Source organism: Sphingobium bisphenolivorans (genome assembly GCF_000412635.1).
GTDB lineage: Bacteria > Pseudomonadota > Alphaproteobacteria > Sphingomonadales > Sphingomonadaceae > Sphingobium > Sphingobium bisphenolivorans.
This window is the reverse complement of sequence record NZ_ASTG01000014.1, coordinates 19402-39373: the sequence shown is the minus strand read 5'-3', so window position 1 is coordinate 39373 and position 19972 is coordinate 19402. Positions and strand designations below refer to the sequence as shown.

16 protein-coding genes and 1 tRNA gene are annotated in these 19972 nt (G+C 65.9%); 4 read left to right on the top strand and 13 right to left on the bottom strand.

From position 1 onward, the window contains the following. Positions 1–85 precede the first annotated feature (85 nt). The 3 genes from L858_RS0111595 to crtY are packed head-to-tail and all read right to left on the bottom strand — an operon-like array spanning position 86 to position 3299. Entirely contained in the window at positions 86–667 is a 582-nt protein-coding gene (locus L858_RS0111595; RefSeq protein ID WP_022683317.1) for an LOG family protein, read from the bottom strand. After that, the gene (locus L858_RS0111590; RefSeq protein ID WP_022683316.1) at positions 667–2148 is read right to left on the bottom strand and encodes a phytoene desaturase; all 1482 of its coding nucleotides are present in this window, start codon (positions 2146–2148) and stop codon (positions 667–669) included. Before L858_RS0111590 ends, L858_RS0111595 begins: the two co-directional genes overlap by 1 nt. Then, complete coding sequence (gene crtY, locus L858_RS0111585; protein WP_022683315.1) at positions 2145–3299, bottom strand: lycopene beta-cyclase CrtY; 1155 nt, start codon at positions 3297–3299, stop codon at positions 2145–2147. Before crtY ends, L858_RS0111590 begins: the two co-directional genes overlap by 4 nt. 80 nt (positions 3300–3379) lie before the next feature. Here crtY and L858_RS0111580 point away from each other — a divergent pair, with 80 nt between their 5' ends. Next, the gene (locus L858_RS0111580; protein ID WP_022683314.1) at positions 3380–3652 is read left to right on the top strand and encodes a metal/formaldehyde-sensitive transcriptional repressor; all 273 of its coding nucleotides are present in this window, start codon (positions 3380–3382) and stop codon (positions 3650–3652) included. Then, on the top strand, positions 3649–4650 hold the full coding sequence (dmeF, locus tag L858_RS0111575; protein ID WP_022683313.1) for a CDF family Co(II)/Ni(II) efflux transporter DmeF: 1002 nt from the start codon (positions 3649–3651) through the stop codon (positions 4648–4650). Before L858_RS0111580 ends, dmeF begins: the two co-directional genes overlap by 4 nt. A 138-nt stretch (positions 4651–4788) precedes the next feature. Here the strand turns inward: dmeF and L858_RS0111570 are convergent, their stop codons facing one another. From L858_RS0111570 to L858_RS0111555, 4 genes are read right to left on the bottom strand one after another with little or no spacing between them, the layout of a single operon-like run. Next, entirely contained in the window at positions 4789–5973 is a 1185-nt protein-coding gene (locus L858_RS0111570; RefSeq protein ID WP_022683312.1) for a BaiN/RdsA family NAD(P)/FAD-dependent oxidoreductase, read from the bottom strand. Then, on the bottom strand, positions 5973–6401 hold the full coding sequence (locus tag L858_RS0111565) for a protein tyrosine phosphatase family protein (RefSeq protein WP_028056051.1): 429 nt from the start codon (positions 6399–6401) through the stop codon (positions 5973–5975). The genes L858_RS0111570 and L858_RS0111565 overlap by 1 nt, the downstream gene beginning before the upstream one ends. A 55-nt stretch (positions 6402–6456) precedes the next feature. Next, entirely contained in the window at positions 6457–8226 is a 1770-nt protein-coding gene (gene recQ / locus L858_RS0111560; RefSeq protein ID WP_022683310.1) for a DNA helicase RecQ, read from the bottom strand. 43 nt (positions 8227–8269) lie between these two features. Beyond that, complete coding sequence (locus tag L858_RS0111555) at positions 8270–8584, bottom strand: hypothetical protein (RefSeq protein WP_022683309.1); 315 nt, start codon at positions 8582–8584, stop codon at positions 8270–8272. Positions 8585–8628: 44 nt separating this feature from the next. Between L858_RS0111555 and L858_RS0111550 the strand changes: the two genes are divergently transcribed. Further along, positions 8629–9753: a serine hydrolase domain-containing protein gene (locus tag L858_RS0111550; RefSeq protein WP_022683308.1), complete on the top strand. Its 1125-nt coding sequence runs from the start codon at positions 8629–8631 to the stop codon at positions 9751–9753. Between the two features lie 4 nt (positions 9754–9757). Here the strand turns inward: L858_RS0111550 and L858_RS0111545 are convergent, their stop codons facing one another. The 3 genes from L858_RS0111545 to L858_RS0111535 form a co-directional block, all read right to left on the bottom strand. After that, positions 9758–10546, bottom strand: a complete 789-nt coding sequence (locus L858_RS0111545) for a PhzF family phenazine biosynthesis protein (RefSeq protein WP_022683307.1) — start codon at positions 10544–10546, stop codon at positions 9758–9760. A 329-nt stretch (positions 10547–10875) separates the two neighbouring features. Then, positions 10876–11958 carry a chorismate synthase gene (gene aroC / locus L858_RS0111540; protein WP_022683306.1) on the bottom strand — a complete coding sequence of 361 codons (1083 nt, stop codon included), beginning with the start codon at positions 11956–11958 and terminating at the stop codon, positions 10876–10878. Positions 11959–12100: 142 nt separating this feature from the next. Then, a tRNA-Leu gene (locus tag L858_RS0111535) sits at positions 12101–12187 on the bottom strand. Positions 12188–12330: 143 nt separating this feature from the next. Here L858_RS0111535 and L858_RS0111530 point away from each other — a divergent pair. Beyond that, entirely contained in the window at positions 12331–12816 is a 486-nt protein-coding gene (locus tag L858_RS0111530) for a hypothetical protein (protein ID WP_022683305.1), read from the top strand. Positions 12817–12827: 11 nt separating this feature from the next. Here the strand turns inward: L858_RS0111530 and gltB are convergent, their stop codons facing one another. The 3 genes from gltB to L858_RS0111515 form a co-directional block, all read right to left on the bottom strand. After that, complete coding sequence (gltB, locus tag L858_RS0111525) at positions 12828–17366, bottom strand: glutamate synthase large subunit (RefSeq protein WP_022683304.1); 4539 nt, start codon at positions 17364–17366, stop codon at positions 12828–12830. Between the two features lie 94 nt (positions 17367–17460). After that, positions 17461–18912, bottom strand: coding sequence for an NAD(P)-dependent oxidoreductase (locus L858_RS0111520; RefSeq protein WP_022683303.1), 1452 nt, complete (start codon positions 18910–18912; stop codon positions 17461–17463). Positions 18913–19076: 164 nt separating this feature from the next. Beyond that, positions 19077–19886, bottom strand: coding sequence for an undecaprenyl-diphosphate phosphatase (locus L858_RS0111515; protein WP_022683302.1), 810 nt, complete (start codon positions 19884–19886; stop codon positions 19077–19079). Positions 19887–19972: the final 86 nt, after the last annotated feature.

Below are 19972 nucleotides of genomic sequence, written 5' to 3'. Positions count from 1 at the left end.
CTTGCGGGAGGGGGCGGGGGAGGGTCTGTAAGGTCCATCGGCTGGACATGCCCTCACCTATCCCCTCCCGCAAGCGGAGGGATAGTCAGAGTCGATCCGCCTTCATCGCGATGATCGTCTCATGCGGCCGATAAGCCGCCATATGGTCCAGCAACGCCTCGATATTATGCGCATGGATCAGGATGTTGGCATGCTGCGCCCGGATGAAGCCGGCTTCCACCATATGCTGGTTGAAGCCGATAAGCTGGTCGTAGAAGCCCCCGACGTTCAGCAGGCCCACGGGCTTGTGATGATAGCCAAGCTGCGCCCAACTGATCGCCTCCCACAATTCGTCCATCGTGCCCACACCGCCGGGCAGGGTGACGAACCCGTCCGAAAGGTCGGTGAACAGCTGCTTGCGCTGGTGCATGGTCTGGACGACGTGCAGTTCGGTGCAGCCCTTATGGGCAACCTCCGCGCTCACCAGCGCGTCGGGAATGACGCCGACCACCTCGCCGCCCGCTTCCAGCGCCGCGTCGGCGACCGCTCCCATCAGTCCCAGCCGCCCGCCGCCATAGACCACACCAATTCCCCGCGCCGCCAGCGTCCGCCCGACATGGCGCGCCGCATCGACATAGGCGGGATCGGCGGGCGTCGCCGAGCCGCAATAGACCGCCAGCCGCTTCATCAGGCCAGGTCCTCGATCATCAGCGCGGCGGTGGCCTTGGCGCTGCCGACGACGCCGGGAATCCCCGCGCCGGGATGCGTGCCGGCGCCCACCAGATAGAGGTTGGGGATCACATCGTCGCGGTTGTGCGCCCTGAACCAGGCGCTTTGCGTCAGCAGCGGCTCCAGGCTGAAGGCGCTGCCGAGATGCGCCGACAGATCGCGCTGGAAATCGGGCGGCGCATAATGGAAGCGCGTCACGATACGCGACCGTATATCCGGGATCAGCCGATGCTGGATCTCATCCAATATTCGCTCTGCATAGACAGGCCCGAACTGCTCCCAATCGATCGGCAGCTTGCCCATATGCGGCACCGGCGCCAGTGCATAGAAGGTCGAATGCCCATCGGGCGCCATCGACGGATCGGTCACCGTCGGATGATGGAGATAGAGCGAGAAGTCCTGCGGCAGCACGCCATAATCGTAAATATCCTTGAGCAGCCCGCCATAGCGCGGCCCGAACAGGATCATATGGTGCGGAATGCCCGGCCAACTGCCCTTGATACCGAAATGCAGCAGGAAGAGGCTCGGCGACCAGCGCTTGCGGGCGAGCTTCTCCGCCTGCTTCTGCCCACGCGGATGATGACCGACCAGATCGCGATACTGGTGCATGAGGTCCGCGTTGGACGCGACCGCGTCCGCCTCGCCGCGCCACCCCGACGCGGTCCGCACCGCCACGGCCTTGTCGCCATAAGTCTCGATCTGCACCACCGGATCGGCCAGCCGCATGGTCCCGCCGAGCCGCTCGAAATGCCGGGCCATCGCCTGCACCAGCTTGTTGGTGCCGCCTTTTGCGAACCAGACGCCGCCATCCTTCTCCAGCTTGTGGATGAGGGCGTAGATGGAACTGGTCTGCATCGGATTGCCGCCGACCAACAGCGTGTGGAAGGACAGCGCCTCGCGCAATTTCTCGCTCTTCACATGGGAGGAGACGACCGAATAGACCGACCGCCACGCCTGATGCTTTGCCAGCGCCGGGGCCGCGCGCACCATCGACGCGAAGTCGAGAAAAGCGACATGGCCGAGCTTGCGATAACCCTCCTCATAAACCCCGTTGGCGTAATCGAGGAAGCTCTCATACCCGGCCACATCTTCCGGATTGAGCTTGGCGATCTGCGACCGCAGCGCGGCTTCGTCGTTGGAATAGTCGAAATTCGTCCCATCGCGCCAGTTGAGGCGGTAGAAGGGCGAGACAGGGATCAGGTCCACATCCTCCGCCATGTCATGGCCCGACAGGCGCCACAGTTCGCTCAGGCAATCGGGATCGGTGATGACGGTCGGCCCGGCGTCGAAGATGAAGCCGTCCTTCTCCCACATATAGGCACGCCCGCCCGGCCGATCGCGTGCCTCGACCAGCGTCGTCTCGATGCCGGCGGACTGCAATCGAATGGCAAGCGCCAGGCCGCCAAAGCCAGCCCCGATGACAATGGATTTCCTGTTCATTGGACGGATTGGTTCAGCAAGGCACGCATGGCGCCCGTTATGGGCACCGGCGGCTTTCCGCACAAGATGCGGATGCGATCCGCCCATGTGGAGCGTCCGGCATAGAAGCGGCCAATGAGGTCCGGGCTGAGGCGATAGAAGCGCTCGAAAATGCGCCAGCGCTGCTCGGGCTTCGCCGCGCCGAACAGCATCTTGCCCAGCAGCCGGTAATAACCGCCGGCTTGCCAGTGCGCGGCGGCGCGCGCGCGGCTGGCTTCGGCCAAGCCCTCCAGCGGCTGCGAGGTCAGCCACAGCGCCGTCGCGACGGCATCGGGCAGCGAATATCCGGTCATCGGATGGAACAGCCCGGCGCCAACGCCTGCCCGCGCGACGGGATCATTCTTCGGCCAGAAACGCTCGAAATCCCCGCCATAGACCACCGGCAGCACGCCCTGTTCGCGGTGCACGATCTCCTCGACCTGCCATCCCTGCCCGGCGGCATAGGCGGTGATGCGCTTGTCCAGTGCGCCGACATCCAGCTGCGGGTCGTCGCTATAATAGGTATCCTCGACAAAGACGCTGTTCGCGTCCCACGGCAGGACATAGACGAAGCGGTAGCCGTCAATCTGCTCGACGGACGCATCCATGATGATCGGCCGCTCAAGGCCGTGCGGATTGTCCAGCCTTAGCCGATGACCCACGAACTTTTGCCATCCGCATCGCAGCGGGGAGAGATCCCGGGGCCCGCGCGCGTCGATCACGGCCTTCGCCCGGATCGAGCGGCCGTCCGTCAACTCGACGCCGGTCGGAGCGAGCGATCGTACGCCGGCATGGGGGAGGGCGCTCGCCCCCAGCACCGTCCGCACCCGGGCGTCGAGCCGGGGAGAGGCGATGCTGTTATAGGGCGTATCCAGCACGCGGCGGTGCCCGGGAAACCTCACCTCATGCCCCTTCGCCCAGCGCCGCGTCACGAGCGGTTCGATCAGCCAGCGCTCCTCCGGTCGAATATCGTCATCGAAGAAGGACCAGAGATGATTGCCGCCGAACGCCTCATCCCGCTCCAGCAACAGGAGCCGGACGTCGGGCCGCCGCTTTGCAAAGGCGAGCGCGGTCAGGGACCCCGCCAATCCGCCGCCCACTATCGCAAGGTCGCAGTCAAGATCGTGATGCATTTCCCCCTGTTAGGTGCGTGGCCAGGCAATTGCATGGAAAAGATTGTCCTTACCACGACTATAGGGTAGGGGGGTACCCTATGCATGTGATCGCAGATCGTGAGAAGCTCCTTGCCCGCGTCCGCCGCATCGCCGGCCAGATCGGTGCGGTTGAACGGCAGCTGTCGGGTGATGCGGGCTGCTCTGAAACCTTGCAGCTCGTCGCCTCCGTGCGCGGCGCCGTCGGCAGCCTGATGGAGGAATTGATCGATCAGCATATGCGCGAACATGTCGCCCGCCCCGGCCTTAGCGACGATGCGCGGCAGGCAGCGGCGGAAGAGATGCTGGCGCTGATCCGGCGCTACGGGAAATGAGCATGCACCAGGACCACGGCCACGATCATGGCCACTATCACCATGCGCGCGGCGACCATGACCATGATCCTGCGCCCGCCATCACCAATGAGGATGGCGAGGAAAGCCATTATTTTGACCATATCTACCTGACCCACGGCCATGACGCCAATGCGCGCAAGACGCTGTGGGTGGTGTGGCTGACCGCCGCCACCATGGTGGTGGAAATCGTCTTCGGCTGGCTCACTGGCTCGATGGCGCTGCTGGCCGATGGCTTCCACATGGCGACCCATGCCGGCGCCCTCGCGGTTGCGGCGGCGGCTTACGGCTATGCGCGGCGCCATGCGCGCAACCCGCGATATACGTTCGGCACCGGCAAGGTCGGCGACCTGTCCGGCTTTGCCTCCGCGCTGCTGCTGGGCGTGACGGCGCTGTTCATCGCCGTCGAATCCAGCCTGCGCTTCTTCGAGCCGGTGAAGGTCGCATTCGGCGAGGCGACCTTGGTCGCGGTGATCGGCCTCGTCATCAACCTGATCAGCGCGATGCTGCTGGGCCATGACCATAGCCATGATCACGGTTACGCACATGGGCATGATCACGACCATAAGCACGGTCATGCCGACAACAATCTTCGCGCCGCCTATGTCCATGTGCTGACCGACGCGCTGACATCGGTGCTGGCGATCGTGGCGCTGCTCGCAGGCCGTTACATGGGCTGGTGGTGGCTCGATCCGGCGGTCGGCCTGCTGGGAGCCGTCGTCATCGCGCGCTGGGCCTGGGGTCTGATGAAGGATACCGCCGCCATCCTGCTCGACACCGCCGAGCCAGCGCTGATGGCGCGGATCAAGGGGCTGGCCGAGGCGGAGGGCGCAACCATCCGCGACCTCCATGTCTGGCGCATCGGCCCCCACGCCCACGCCGCGATCGTCAGCCTCGCGCCCGGCGCCAATGTCGCGGCGGTGCGCCAGCGCGTCCGTGCCCTGCCGCGCATGGAGCATGTGACCGTCGAGGCGGGTTAATAATAAGCACGGATCGACATTCAGGAGATGGTACCCGAAAATGGCGATTTCCCGTGACCCGGAGCGCAGCATACGCAAAAGTAAGTGAGCACTGGAAGCGCGGAAGATCGCCTTTTGCAGGCCACCAGAACTGAATGTCTACAGTGCTTGGGCCGCTGCCCAGCCGCTGGCCCAAGCCCACTGGAAATTATAGCCGCCGAGCCAGCCGGTCACATCCACCGCCTCGCCGATCGCATAGAGCCCCGGCACGCGCCGCGCCTCCATCGTCTGCGACGACAGTTCGGCGGTGGCAATGCCGCCGATGGTCACTTCCGCCTTCGCGAAACCCTCCGTCCCGTTGGGCAGGAAAGGCCATGCGGCAAGCGTCCGCTCTGCCTCCTGCAGCTTGCGGTCGGCCATGTTGCCGAGCTCTCCGCCAAGTCCCAGCCGCTCCGCCAGGGTATCGGCCAGGCGGTCCGGCAGCTGGCCGCGCAAGGCCGCGCCCAGGCTCGCGCGCGGCTTTGCCCGCTTGGCCTCGACAAGCCAGCCGGGCTTCAGATCAGGCAGAAAATCGAGCGTGATCGGCTCGCCATGCCGCCAATAGGAGGAAATCTGCAAAATCGCCGGCCCGGAAAGCCCGCGATGGGTGAGCAGCGCCGCCTCCCGAAAAGCCGTCTTGCCATGCCGCGCCACCACCTCCGTCGAGACGCCCGACAGCGAGCGGAACAGCACATCCTCTCCCCCCAGCGTCAGCGGCACCAGCGCCGGGCGCGGCTCCACCACCTTCAGCCCGAAACGCCGCGCCAGATCATAGGCAAAGCCGCTTGCCCCCATCTTCGGGATCGAAGGCCCGCCGGTCGCGATCACCAGCGCGGGCGCGGCGGCGAGCCTGTCGCCGTGGCTCACCCGATATTCGCCATCGGCATGACTCACATCACCGACCGCATGCCCCAGCCTGAGCGTAACCCCGCCCGCGCCGCACTCATCCAGCAGCATGGCGACGATCTGCCGCGCGCTCTGGTCGCAGAACAGCTGTCCCAGCGTCTTCTCATGCCAGGCGATGCCATGCCGCTCGACCATCGCCAGGAAATCGGCGGGCGTGTAGCGGCCCAGCGCCGATTTGGCGAAATGCGGATTGCTCGACAGATAGCGATCGGCAGCGGTGTGGATATTGGTAAAGTTGCACCGTCCGCCGCCGGAAATCAGGATCTTCTTTCCCGCCTCATCGGCATGGTCGATGACCAGCACGCGCCGCCCGCGCTGCCCAGCAACGCCCGCGCACATGAGGCCGGCGCCGCCAGCGCCCAAGACGATGGCGTCGAACTTTTCCGTGAGGAGCGCCATCAACCGGCGGCGAGCGCGTCCATGATCTGCCGCACCGGGCCGACATCATAGCCCGCCGACGCGGCCTGTTCGGTCAGCGCCGCCGGGTGATCGCCGGCCCGCGCCCGCGTCAGCGCCCACAGCAGCGTGCTGCGTGTCCCCGACCGGCAATAGGCCAGCACCTTGCCGCCCCCCGCCTGGTCGATCGCCGCCGCCATGCCGTCCAGCTGCCAAGGCGCAAAACCGCCATGCGCCACCGGCACCGCGGCATAGCCGATGCCGGCCGCCTTCGCCGCGGCCTCGACCTCGGCGCCGTTGGTCTGACCCGGCTCCTCGTCATCGGGGCGGTTGTTGATGATCATCGTCACGCCCATCGCCCTGGCTTCCTCCACCTGATCGACGGTGATCTGCGGCGAGACATAAAGATTGGGCGCGATCTGGCGGAACATGGGGCGAAACTCCTTCTTGGCCGAGCCATGCGCCTGTTGCGCGGCGGATTCAAGGTCAGAGATAGGGCCGGATCGCCGCCAGGAAGGCATCGCCATAGGCGTCGAGCTTGCGCTGGCCCACGCCGCTGACATGGCCCAGTTCCCGCAAGCTTGAGGGCCGCTGCTCCGCCATTTCGCGCAGCGTCGAATCATGGAAGATGACATAGGGCGGCACGCCCGCTTCCTGCGCCAGTTCCCGGCGGCAGGCGCGCAGCGCGTCGAACAGCGGATCGCCCACCGGATTTTCGGCCGCGCCGTTCCGCCCGGAACGCCGCTTCTGCCGTCGCGCTGGCAGCACGAGGCTGACTTCCTCCTCGCCGCGCAGGATCGGCCGGGCATTGGGGCCAAGCTCCAGCCCGCCATGTTCTGTCGTCTGCAGCGCGTCGCGGACCAGCAGCGCCCGCGACACCGGCCTCAGCAGCGCCGTCTCGTCGCCTGCAACAATGCCATAGACCGAAATCCGGTCATGCCCGCGCTCGCGAATCTTGTCGGTGACGGCGCCGGTCAGCACCTGCTCGATATGGCCGACGCCGAAACTCTGCCCCGTACGGTAGACGGCCGACAGGAATTTTCGCGCGGTCTGCGTCGCATCGATGCTGGCGGGCGGGCTCAAGCAATTGTCGCAATTGCCGCAGGTCGCCGCCGGATGCTCGCCAAAGTGGCGCAGCAATATGGCGCGGCGGCAGCTGCCCGTCTCGACCAGCCCGCCCAGCGCCGTGATCCGCGTCCGCTCGCCCTGCTGCCGGGCCGGGTCGAGCTCGGCGATCCGCATGCGCGCGCGGGCGAAATCCTCCGCGCCCCAGAAAAGATGCGCCTCGGCCGGTTCGCCGTCGCGCCCGGCTCGGCCCGATTCCTGATAATAGCCCTCGATCGACTTGGGCAGCCCCGCATGGGCGACGAAGCGCACGTCCGGCTTGTCGATCCCCATGCCAAAGGCGATCGTCGCTACCATCACCATATCCTCGCTGGCTATGAAGGCGGTCTGGTTGGCAGCGCGCACCTGCGGATCGAGCCCGGCATGATAGGCGCGCGTCGGGCGGCCGGTTTTGGCAAGGCTCTCCGCCAGCTTCTCGGTCGCGGCGCGCGTCGGCGCGTAGACGATGCCGGGTCCGCTCTGCCGCGCGATCAAATCCGCCAGCTGGCGCGGCAGGCCGTCGCGCGGGTGCACGGCATAGCGGATGTTCGGCCTGTCGAAGCCCGCGATGATCATCCCTTCATGCGGGATGCCGAGCTGGACGAGGATATCCTCCCGCGTATGCGCGTCCGCCGTCGCGGTTAGCGCTAGCCGGGGAACGTCGGGAAATTCGTCGAGCAAGGGGCGCAGCAGGCGATAATCCGGGCGGAAATCATGCCCCCATTCGGATACGCAATGCGCCTCATCGATGGCGAACAGCGCGATCTTCGCCGAACGCAGCAGGTTGCGGAAGCCTTCGCCGCTCGCCCGCTCCGGCGCGACGTAGAGCAGGTCGAGATCGCCGCCGCGCAGCCGGTCCTGCGTCTCGCGCCAGTCCGCATCGACGCTGGTGAGGCTGGCGGCGCGGATGCCCACCGCCTGCGCCGCGCGCAACTGGTCGTGCATCAGCGCGATCAGCGGCGAGATGACGATGCAGCACCCCTCCAGCGCCACGGCGGGCAGTTGATAGCAGAGCGATTTGCCCGCGCCGGTCGGCATGATGGCAAGCGTCGGCTGCCCGGCCATGATCCGGCCGACGACCTGGCCCTGCACCCCGCGAAACCCGGAAAAGCCGAAAATGTCGTGAAGCAGCGTGGGAATGTCGGCGGGCATGCAGCGGCTCTAGCCGGTGGAAGGCGGACTGCTCAACCTTTTCTCATGGCCCCAGCAGGCAGCCCCAGCCCGGCCGATATTTCGCCGTGCGCGACGCCAGCAGCGGCACCGTCGCGTTCACGGAGCGCGATTCGGGCAGTTCCTTGATCGACACCGCCCACATGCCCGGTTCCTTGTCGCCCCGGCAGCTGTCCATCGACCGGCCCTCGACATAGCGGCACGAACAGGTGATGCGCGCGCCATAGGCCGCGCCCACTGCCGCCCGGGCGCGCATCGCGCCCCAGTTCCACCCCAGCAGCGCGATCAGAAGCATCGCGGCCAGCACCACGGCGTAAATCCATTTCGGGCGACCCGCCATGCTCCCCTTCCCCCGGACCGGCATCATGATCTAAGGCGCGGCTTATGAAGATCGAGCGGCTGAGCGTAAAGCATCTTGGCGTCATCGCCTGCCTGTTGGTCGCGCTGGCGCTCGCCGGCATGTGGTCGGTCCACGCCGCCGGCCCGGAGCCGTTCATGGAAGTCGCAGGCGATTCGGACGTGGACGCCGCCTCGCTCCGCGCGGCGATCGACCCGCTGTTCGAGGATGACAGCATGGGCGAAACCCGCGCCCTCGTCGTCATGCACGATGGCGAGATCGTCGCGGAACGCTATGCTCCCGGCTTCGGACCGCAGACGAAGCTGCTCAGCTGGTCGATCGGCAAGAGCGTGACCGCCGTGCTGGTTGGCCTCATGGTGGCGGACGGGCGGCTGGCGCTCGACTCGCCCGTGCCCGTGCCTGCCTGGAGCCAGCCCGGCGATCCGCGCGGCCAGATCACGCTGCGCCAGCTGCTCAGCATGACCTCCGGCCTCGATCATGTCGAGGATGCCGAGCCGATCGCGCGCGCCGACACGATCCGCATGCTTTTCACCGACGGTGCACAGGATATGAGCCGCTTTGCCGAAGCGAAGCCGCTTGCCACCCGGCCCGGCGCACGATTTTCCTATTCGACCGGCAGCACGCTGATCCTGTCGGACCTGATGACGCGGATGCTGACCAACAGCAGCGACCCGCAAGTGCGTCGCCGCGCGATGCAGATGTTCGTCGATGGCCGGTTGAAAGTGCCGGCGCAGCTCAGCAGCCTGACGCCCGAATATGATGCTGCCGGCACGATGATCGGCGGCAGCTTCCTGCACATGACCGCCCGCGACTATGCGCGCTTCGGCGAGCTGCTGCGCAACCGGGGCAGGGGCATCGCCGGCCACCAGATCGTGCCGGAGAAATGGATCGACTATATGCGCCGGCCGTCCTCGCGCAACGCGGCTTATGGCGCGCATCTCTGGCTGAACAAGGACAGCGAGGAAAGTGCGCTCATGCCCGGCCGCGCGCCCGCCAGCCTGTTCGGCTGCGTCGGCCATGGCGGCCAATATATCCTCGTCTCCCCGGCGCAGCGGTTGACGGTGGTGCGGCTGGGCAAGTCCGCGACGAAGGAAGAGCGAGCGGCGCTGAAGGACGGGCTGGCGAAGCTGATCGGCTTATACCCGCGCTAGGGACTCACAGCAGAAACTGCCCCTCGACAACCGTCCGGCAGGCGCCGGTCAGGATCACCCGATCCCCTTCCAGCCGGCACCCCAGCCGCCCGCCGCGCGCGGACGCCTGGAAGGCACTGAGCTTCGTCTTGCCCAGCCGCCGCGCCCAAAAGGGCGTCAGCAGGCAGTGCGCCGATCCGGTGACCGGGTCCTCATCCACCCCGCCGCCGGGCACGAACACGCGGCTGACGATATCGCTATCCTCGCCCGGCGCGGTGGCGATCAGCATCACGTCGCCCAGCGCCCGTAGCGCTGCAAAGTCCGGCCGCAACGCCCGGACCGCAGCAGCGTCGGGAAAGAGGAAGAGGCTGTATCCGCCCTCGCGCCAATGCGATTCGACGGGATCGCCACCCAGTCCCTCCGCCAGCGCAGGAAGCGGCTGCGCCTGCATATCCCAGGCAGGGAGCGACAGCGCATAGCTGTCCCGCTCCCGCGCGACCGTCAGCACCCCTGCATGGCGCGTGCGGAAATGTACCGCCGTCCGCCCGCCCATCAGCACATGCCCGCTCGCCAGCGTGGCATGGCCGCACAGCTTCACCTCCACCGTGGGCGTGAACCAGCGCAATGCATAGTCCGCCTCCGGATCGTCGGGCGTCGGCACGGTGAAGGCGGTTTCCGACAGGTTATTTTCCGCAGCGATCGCCTGCAGCATCGCATCGTCGAGCCATTGGCCGAGCGGCATCACGGCCGCCGGGTTGCCGGTGAAGGGCGCGTCGGCAAAAGCATCCACCTGAGTGAACGGCAGGCTGGTCATCGGTGATCCTCCTGAAGTGCCATGCTTTTGCCGAAGATAGGCCATCTGCGACAGGGCCGGTCCTGCACGACTGGTCCCTGATCGACCGCCGCTCCATGAAATGGGCCAGCCATGGGTTACATGGCTGGCCCGTGTTCGCGGCTTAAGGGGACATTTTGACCGTCATGGTTCCTGTTTGGTCCAGTGGACCGGAGGAATGACGCACCCCAGGCTTACGCTCTGCCGCTCGCCCTCCCGCGGGCGATCTCTGGCATCCATCTTAACCTAAGTTTGCCGAGTCGTCTTGCGCAAATCGGCTCCCCATCGGGGGAATGGCTCGGTTCAGCCTTTTAACACGCCTCATCCCCGCACTGCGCCCGGTGCAGCAGCTTCTGGTCCGCCAGCACCAGCGCCATCATCGCTTCCACCACCGGAACGCCGCGAATGCCGACGCAAGGGTCATGACGTCCCTTGGTGACGATGTCGGACGCTTTACCCTCGCGGGTCACGGTTTCGACCGGGATCAGGATCGAACTGGTCGGCTTGAAGGCGATCCGCACCTTGACCGGCTGCCCCGTCGAAATCCCCCCGGCGATGCCGCCCGCATGATTGGCGAGGAAGACCGGCGCGCCGTCGTCACCGGGCCGCATTGGATCGGCATTCTGCTCCCCGCGCAGGCGCGCGGCAGCGAAGCCGTCGCCGATCTCCACGCCCTTCACCGCATTGATGCTCATCATCGCCGCAGCCAATTCGCTGTCGAGCTTGGCATAGAGCGGCGCGCCCCAGCCGGCCGGCACGCCGCTGGCGACGCATTCCACCACCGCGCCGAGGGATGAGCCATCCAGCCGCGCCTCGTCCACCAGCTTCTCCCAGCGTTTCGCAGCCTCGGGATCAGGGCAGAAAAAGGGGTTATTGTCGATCTCGCTCGCGTCGAACCGCGCCGGATCGATGGCATCCCCGCCGATCTCGCTCACATAGGCGAAGATATCGACGTCCGGAATGACCAGCCGGGCGACCGCCCCCGCCGCCACCCGCGAAGCCGTTTCGCGCGCGCTCGACCGTCCGCCGCCGCGATAATCGCGGAAGCCATATTTGGCGTCATAGGCATAGTCGGCATGGCCGGGCCGGTAGGCCTTGGCGACCTCCGAATAATCCTTCGAACGCTGGTCGGTATTCTCGATCATCAGGCTGATCGGCGTACCGGTCGTGCGCCCTTCGAACACGCCCGACAGGATGCGCACCTCATCCGCTTCGCGCCGCTGCGTCGTGAATTTGGACGTGCCCGGCTTGCGCTTGTCGAGGAAGGGCTGGATGTCCGCTTCACTGAGCGCCAGCCCTGGCGGGCAGCCGTCCACCACCGCGCCGATCGCGGGCCCGTGGCTTTCGCCCCAGGTGGAGAAACGGAAAACACGGCCGAAGCTGTTGAAACTCATCCTGTGCCCTTACAGCGATTCATGGCGGCCCATCGGCCCATCGCCGTCCCATGAGCCAAGCCCATCCGCATGGCAAGCCCAGGCGTTCCGCGCAGAGTGAGGCAGCGCCCGAAGGCGATCCTTTTCGCATTGTCAGGGGTGATGGTGCGGTCGAGAAGACTCGAACTTCCACGGCCTTTCGGCCACAACGACCTCAACGTTGCGCGTCTACCAATTCCGCCACGACCGCACATCTGAAGGGAAACCGGCGGCGCCGGTGCCTTGGTAGGAGGCGGCCCTTAGCAAAGGCTTTTGGGGGATGCAACAACCGATCTTCATGCGCGTTGTTTTGATCGGAAAGTCGGGGAGCACTGGACGAAGGAAGACACAGGCATGTCCGCGCGTTTCTGGTTATTCTCTCTCGCCTGTTCCGGCGCGGCCCTGACCGGCGGCCTCGGGCTGGGCGTCTATGCCACCACGCCGCAGAAGCTGCCTTGGGCCGAGACGGTGCTGCCGGAAGCGACAATCCACCAGGACGCCTACGACCCGGCAGAGCTGACCGGGCCAGCCATCGTCAAATGTTCCGGCTGCGGGCCGACCCTAGCGGACCGGCAGATGGCCACCGACATGGCCGGCTGGGACGCAAGCAACGATCCGATGTGGCATGATTATAATTCCCAGCCAAATTATGAGCAGGCTAATTATGACGCCGAGCCGGAGGCGCCGGCTGCTCAGCCGCTGCCCGTATCGGTCGAGCGCTATGCTACTGAAGGATCGACCCAGCCCTGGCCGGTAAAGGTCGCACAGGCGCCAGCTCCTGACGACCAAAGCACAACGCCCGCCGGGGTGGCCCCGACGGACGCTGCTCTGTCCTTCTAATCGGCGCAGCCTTATTCGGCGGCGACGACCTCAGCCCCATTGTCGTTCAGCGAATAGGCGAGGCGGCTCACCATCTCCTTGGGTACGACCTGCCAGAAATAACCCCGCCAGCGGTCCCAATCGTCCAGGATGGTGTTCGACCATTTGCTGTCGGTCGATACCGCATGCTGGGCGATCAGCGCTTTGAGCTCCGCTTCCCAATGGGCGCTTTCCAGCCGTTGCCAGAGGATGCTTTCCGGATTGGCGCGGGTCGGGAAGCTGCCATCCTCGTCCAGGATGAAGGCCATGCCGCCGGTCATGCCCGCGCCGAAATTCGCGCCGGTACGCCCGAGAATGACCGCCGTGCCGCCGGTCATATATTCGCAGCCATTGGCGCCGCAGCCCTCGACCACCACCTGCGCGCCCGAATTGCGGACGGCGAAGCGCTCGCCCGCCTGGCCCGCCGCGAACAGCTTGCCGCTGGTCGCGCCGTAGAGCACGGTGTTGCCGATGATGGTGTTGTCCTTGCTCGACAGCGGCGAGGAAACGGTCGTGCGCACCGTGATGATGCCGCCCGACAAGCCCTTGCCGACATAGTCGTTCGCGTCGCCGAACACTTCCAGCTTGATGCCCTTGCACAAGAAGGCGCCCAGCGACTGTCCCGCCGACCCGCGCAGCCGCACCGTCAGATGGCCGTCCGCCAGCGCCGACATGCCGAACTTCTCGGTCACGGCCGCCGACAGGCGGGTGCCCACGGCGCGATGCGTGTTGCGCACCGTATAGGTGAGCTGCATCTTCTCGCCCCGCTCGAACACCGCGCGCGCGTCCTTCATCATTTGCGCGTCGAGGCTGTCGGGCACGGGGTTGCGCCATTCCGTCAGTGAGTAACGGCGCTGATCGTCCGGCGCGTCCACCTTGGCGAGGATCGGGTTGAGGTCCAGATCGTCCAGATGCTCGGCGCCGCGATTGACCTGCTTCAGCAGTTCGGTCCGCCCGATCACCTCGTCCAGGCTGCGATAGCCCAGACGCGCCAGGATCTCGCGCACCTCCTCCGCGATGAAGGTCATGAGGTTGATGACCTTTTCCGGCGTGCCGGTGAACTTCTCGCGCAGCCGCTCATCCTGCACGCACACGCCCACGGGGCAGGTGTTGCTGTGGCACTGGCGCACCATGATGCAGCCCATGGCGACCAGGCTGAGCGTACCGATGCCGAACTCTTCCGCGCCCAGGATCGCCGCGATCACGATGTCGCGGCCGGTCTTGAGCCCGCCATCGGTGCGCAGCTTGACCCGATGACGCAGGCCATTGAGCGTCAGCACCTGATTGGCTTCCGAAAGCCCCATTTCCCAGGGCGTGCCGGCATATTTCACCGATGTCTGCGGCGAAGCGCCGGTACCGCCGACATGGCCCGCGACCAGGATGACGTCGGCATGCGCCTTCGCCACGCCCGCCGCCACGGTGCCGATGCCCGCCTGGCTCACCAGCTTGACGCAAACCCGTGCGCGAGGATTGATCTGCTTGAGGTCGTAGATGAGCTGCGCCAGATCCTCGATCGAATAGATGTCATGGTGCGGCGGCGGCGAGATCAGCGTCACGCCGGGCGTCGCATGGCGCAGCTTGGCGATGAACTCGGTCACCTTGAAACCGGGCAGCTGGCCGCCCTCGCCGGGCTTGGCACCCTGCGCGACCTTGATCTCGATTTCCTCGGCCGACCCCAGATATTCGGCATGGACGCCAAAGCGGCCCGACGCGATCTGCTTGATGACGGAGTTCGCATTGTCGCCATTTTCGTAGGGTTTGAAGCGGTTCGCATCCTCGCCGCCTTCGCCCGACACCGCCTTGGCGCCGATCCGGTTCATCGCGATCGCCAGCGTCTCATGCGCTTCGGGCGACAGTGCGCCCAAGGACATGCCGGGCGTCACGAAGCGCTTGCGGATTTCGGTGGTCGCCTCGACCTCGTCGATCGGCACCGCCTCGCGAGCGAAGTTGAACTCCAGCAGGTCGCGCAGGTAGACCGGGGGCAGATCGCGCACCCCGCGCGAGAACTGCAGATAGGTCGAATAGCTGTCGGTCGCCACCGATGTCTGCAGCAGATGCATCAGCTGCGCCGAGAAGGCATGTGTTTCGCCGCCGTTGCGCTGGCGGTAGAAGCCGCCGACGGGCAGGCGCACCGCCGCGCTGTCATAGGCCAGGTCGTGGCGCAGCTTGGCGCTGTAGTGGAGCGACTGATAGCCCTCGCCCGAAATCTTGGCCGGCATGCCGGGGAAGAGGTCGTTGACCAGCGCGCGCGACAGGCCCACCGCCTCGAAATTATAGCCGCCGCGATAGGAGCTGATGACCGCGATGCCCATCTTGGACATGATCTTGAGCAGGCCTTCGTTGATCGCGACGCGGTAGCGTTCGAAACAGGCTTCGAGGCTCAGATCGCCGAACAGGCCGCGCGCATGGCGGTCGGCGATGCTCGCTTCGGCCAGATAGGCGTTCACCGTGGTCGCGCCGACGCCGATCAGCACCGCGAAATAATGGGTGTCGAGCGCTTCGGCGCAGCGCACGTTGATCGACGCGTAGCTGCGCAGGCCCTTGCGGACGAGATGCGTGTGCACCGCCGCCGCGGCCAGCACGCCGGCGATGGCGACCCGTTCGGCACTCACATGCTCGTCCGTCAGGAAGATCTCGGTGCGGCCCTCGCGCACGGCCTGTTCCGCTTCCTCGCGGATGCGGCTGATCGCGGCGCGCAGCTGCTCCTGCCCGCCCTCGGCGGGGAAGGTGCAGTCGATTTCCGCGACCGCAGGACCGAAATGGCCCTTCAGCTTAGCCCACTCCGCCGAGGTCAGCACCGGCGAATCCAGCACCAGCACATGGCTGTTCTGCGCGTCCTGCTCCAATATATTGTGCAGGTTGGAGAAGCGCGTCTTCAGGCTCATGACATAGCGTTCCCGCAGCGGATCGATCGGCGGGTTGGTGACCTGGCTGAAATTCTGGCGGAAGAAATGGCTGACCGTGCGCGGCTTGTCGGAAATGACCGCGAGCGGGGTGTCATCGCCCATCGAGCCGACGGCTTCCTTCGCATCCTCGACCATCGGCGCGAGGATCAGCTCCATATCCTCCAGCGTCATGTTGGCGGCGACCTGCCGGCGCGTCAGCTCCGCCTTGTCCCAGGCGGGCAGGGCGGACGGCGCATCGGCCAGATCATTGACGGTCATGAAGTCCTTGATCAGCTCCGAATAGGGGCGCTCGCCCGCGATCTGGTCCTTGATCTCCCGGTCGTCGTAGACGACGCCCTCGGCCAGATCGACCGCGATCATCTGTCCCGGGCCCATGCGGCCCTTGCGCACGATGGTTGTTTCGGGAACCACGACCATGCCGGTTTCCGACCCCACGATCAGCAGATTGTCGCCGGTCAGCGTGTAGCGCAGCGGCCGCAGCGCGTTGCGGTCGACGCCCGCCACCACCCAGCGGCCGTCCGTCATCGCGAGGGCTGCGGGGCCATCCCACGGCTCCATCACCGAGGCGAGATATTCATACATGTCGGCATGCGCCTGCGGCAGTTCGGCGCTCGCCGACTGATAGGCTTCGGGGACGAGCATCAGCTTCGCCGTCGGCGCATCGCGGCCCGAGCGGCAGATCGCCTCGAACACGGCGTCGAGCGCGGCGGTGTCGGACGCGCCGGCCGGGATCACCGGCTTGATGTCCTCGCTATGATCGCCAAAGGCCAGGGAGGCCATCTTGATCTCGTGGCTCTTCATCCAGTTCTTGTTGCCGCGAATGGTGTTGATCTCACCATTATGCGCGAGCGTGCGGAACGGCTGGGCCAGCCACCATTGCGGGAAGGTGTTGGTCGAATAGCGCTGGTGGAAGATCGCGACCCGGCTCTCGAACCGCTCGTCGCGCAGATCGGGGTAGAAGACCGACAGCGATTCCGCCAGGAAAAGGCCCTTGTAGATGATCGACCGGCACGACAGCGAGCAGATATAAAAGTCCTGGATCTGCGCAGCGATCACCTTCTTCTCGATCCGGCGGCGGATGAGGTAGAGGTCCTTTTCGAACTCGGCCTGATCGCGTTCCTCCGGCATCGGGCCGGCGATCATGATCTGCTCGATCTCGGGACGGGTGCGCTGCGCCTTCTCGCCGATGACGGAGACATCGACCGGCACCTGCCGCCAGCCATAGATGGTGTAGCCCGCGTCGATGATCTCCGATTCAACGATCGTGCGGCAGGTTTCCTGCGCGCTGAGGTCCGTGCGCGGCAGGAAGATCATGCCGACCGCAAGCCGGTTGGGCAGCGGCTTGTGGCCGGAGTCCGCGATCGCATCGTCGAAGAAGCGCACCGGCAGGTCGACATGGATGCCCGCGCCGTCGCCGGTCTTGCCGTCGGCGTCGACCGCGCCACGGTGCCACACCGCCTTCAGCGCGTCGATCGCGCTCGCCACCACGCGGCGGCTCGGCCGGCCATCGGTCGCGGCGACCAGGCCGACGCCACAGGCATCGCCTTCCATCTCCGGATGATACATGCCCTCTGCGGCAAGGCGCGCGCGCTCTTCGGGGCTCGCCATATAGGGGGTGCTGGCCATGAAATGCCTCCTCACAAATCCGTTCGGTTCGAGCCTGTCGAGAACTCTGTCCCCCGTTCTCGACAAGCTCGAACCGAACGGGGGGAGAAGGGGATCAGGCGGCGACCTTCTCGCCCGCCGCCGCCTTGGCCTTCGCCTTCAGATAGCGGTGCATATGCTCGGTCACGTCGCGGCCGTCGCGGATCGCCCAGACCACCAGCGAAGCGCCGCGCACGATGTCGCCCGCCGCGAACACGCCGTCCATCGACGTCATCATCGTCTTGTGATCGACGCGCAGCGTGCCCCAGCGGGTCACCGACAGATCGTCGGCCCCGAACATCTTGGGGAGTTCGTCCGGATCATAGCCGAGCGCCTTGATGACGAGGTCCGCTTCCAGCGTGAACTCGCTGCCCGGATCGACTTCGGGCGCACGGCGGCCGGAGGCGTCGGGCTGGCCGAGGCGCATCTTGCTGACCTTGACGCCGGTGACGTGCTCCGTGCCCTCGAAGGCGAGGGGGGCGGAAAGCCAGACGAACTCGACGCCCTCTTCCTCGGCATTGGCGACTTCGCGCTGCGATCCCGGCATATTTTCCCGGTCGCGGCGATAGAGGCACTTCACCGACCTGGCGCCCTGACGGATGGCGGTGCGCACGCAGTCCATCGCCGTGTCGCCGCCGCCGATGACGACCACATTCTTGCCCGTCGCCAGCAGCGACCCGTCTTCATGGCCCGGCACGGCGTCGCCGAAGCCCGCCTTGTTGGACGCGATCAGGAAGTCGAGCGCCTTCACCACGCCCGGTGCGCCGACGCCCGGCGCGCGGATGTCGCGCGGCTTGTAGACGCCGGTCGCGATCAGGATGGCGTCATGACGGCTGCGCAATTCCTCCAGGCTGGCGTCACGCCCGACCTCGAAATTGTCATGGAAGACGATGCCGCCGTCCTTCAGCCGCTGGATGCGGCGCATGACCACGTCCTTTTCCAGCTTGAAGCCGGGAATGCCATAGGTCAGCAGCCCGCCCGCGCGGTCATGCCGGTCGTAGACATGGACCTCATAGCCTGCCACGCGCAGATATTCCGCCGTGGTGAGGCCCGCCGGACCCGAACCGATCACGCCGACCGACTGGCCCAGCGGCGCGCCGGGCACGAGCGGCTCGACCCAGCCTTCCTTCCAGGCGGTGTCGGTGATGAACTTTTCGACGCTGCCGATGGTGACCGAGCCATGGCCGGAAAATTCGATGACGCAATTGCCTTCGCACAGGCGATCCTGCGGGCAGATGCGGCCGCAGATTTCCGGCATGGTGCTGGTGAGGTTGCTGAGTTCATAAGCCTCGCGCAGCCGGCCCTCCGCCGTCAGGCGCAGCCAGTCGGGGATATGGTTGTGCAGCGGACAGTGGGTCGAGCAATAGGGCACGCCGCACTGCGAGCAGCGCGACGCCTGCTCCTCCGCCCGCTCCAGCAGGAAGCTGCGGTTGATCTCCAGAAAGTCGTCGGCGCGATCATCGGCCGAGCGCTTCTCGGGATAGGCCTGGCCCGTTCCCACGAATTTCAGCATCGGATTATCAGCCATGGTGAGTCCCTGCGATAAAGTCAGGAGCGCTCATAGCAGAAAAACCCGCAGAGTCACGTGGATTCTGCAGGATAAGACATATAGGCTGTCCTATTTGGACGCTGGTCTCATTCGACTGGTCGGATCTTACGCAATTTCCCTTGGGTTTTAGGTCCGATCCGGCCTTATCGAATCGAGAGCCAGACCAGCGCTGCCGCCCCGGCAATGATCCGATACCAGGCGAACGGCGTGAAACCGCGCCGCGAGACAAGGCCGACGAACCATTTGATGACGAGCAGCGCGACGATGAAGGAGACGACGAAGCCCAGCGCGATGGAGCCCCAGCCGACCTGCGCCGAAGTGATCTGGTCGCCCTTCTTCAGCAGCTCCAGCGTGGACGCCCCCAGCATGGTCGGGATGGCGAGGAAGAAGCTGAACTCCGCCGCCGTCCGCCTCTCGACGCCCAGCGTCAGCGCGCCCATGATCGTCGCGCCCGACCGGCTGACGCCCGGGATCATCGATATGCACTGGATGAAGCCGATGCCGAGCACGCGGGCGAGGGGGATGTCGGCGATGCCGTGAAAGCGGTTTTCCTTCACCATCCGCTCGATCATCAGGATCGCGATACCGCCGACGATCAGCGCCCAGGCCACCACCTTGGGCGCGCCGAGCAGCGTCTCGATATAGTCGTGGAGCGCAAGTCCGATCACCGCCGAGGGCAGGAAGGCGAGGATCAGGTTGCGCAGGAAGCGCCAGCTCACCGGCTCCCGCCGCAGCAGTCCCATCGCCACCGCCCAGAAGGTGCGCCAGTAGAGCACGACGACCGCCAGGATGGCGCCCAGCTGGATGACGACGTTGAACATCGCCCAGGTCGATGCGTCATAACCCAGAAGTTCGCTCGCTAGGATCAGATGGCCGGTGGAGGACACGGGGAGGAATTCGGTCAGCCCCTCGACGATGCCAAGCAGGATGACTGTCAGGAAGTGCAGGTCCATGGGTGCGTCTGGTCCTTGAAAGGTCAAGCAGAAGGGATGCCCTTCCCGGACGGGAAGGGCGAGAACAGGGTGCCGGCGGTCAAGCC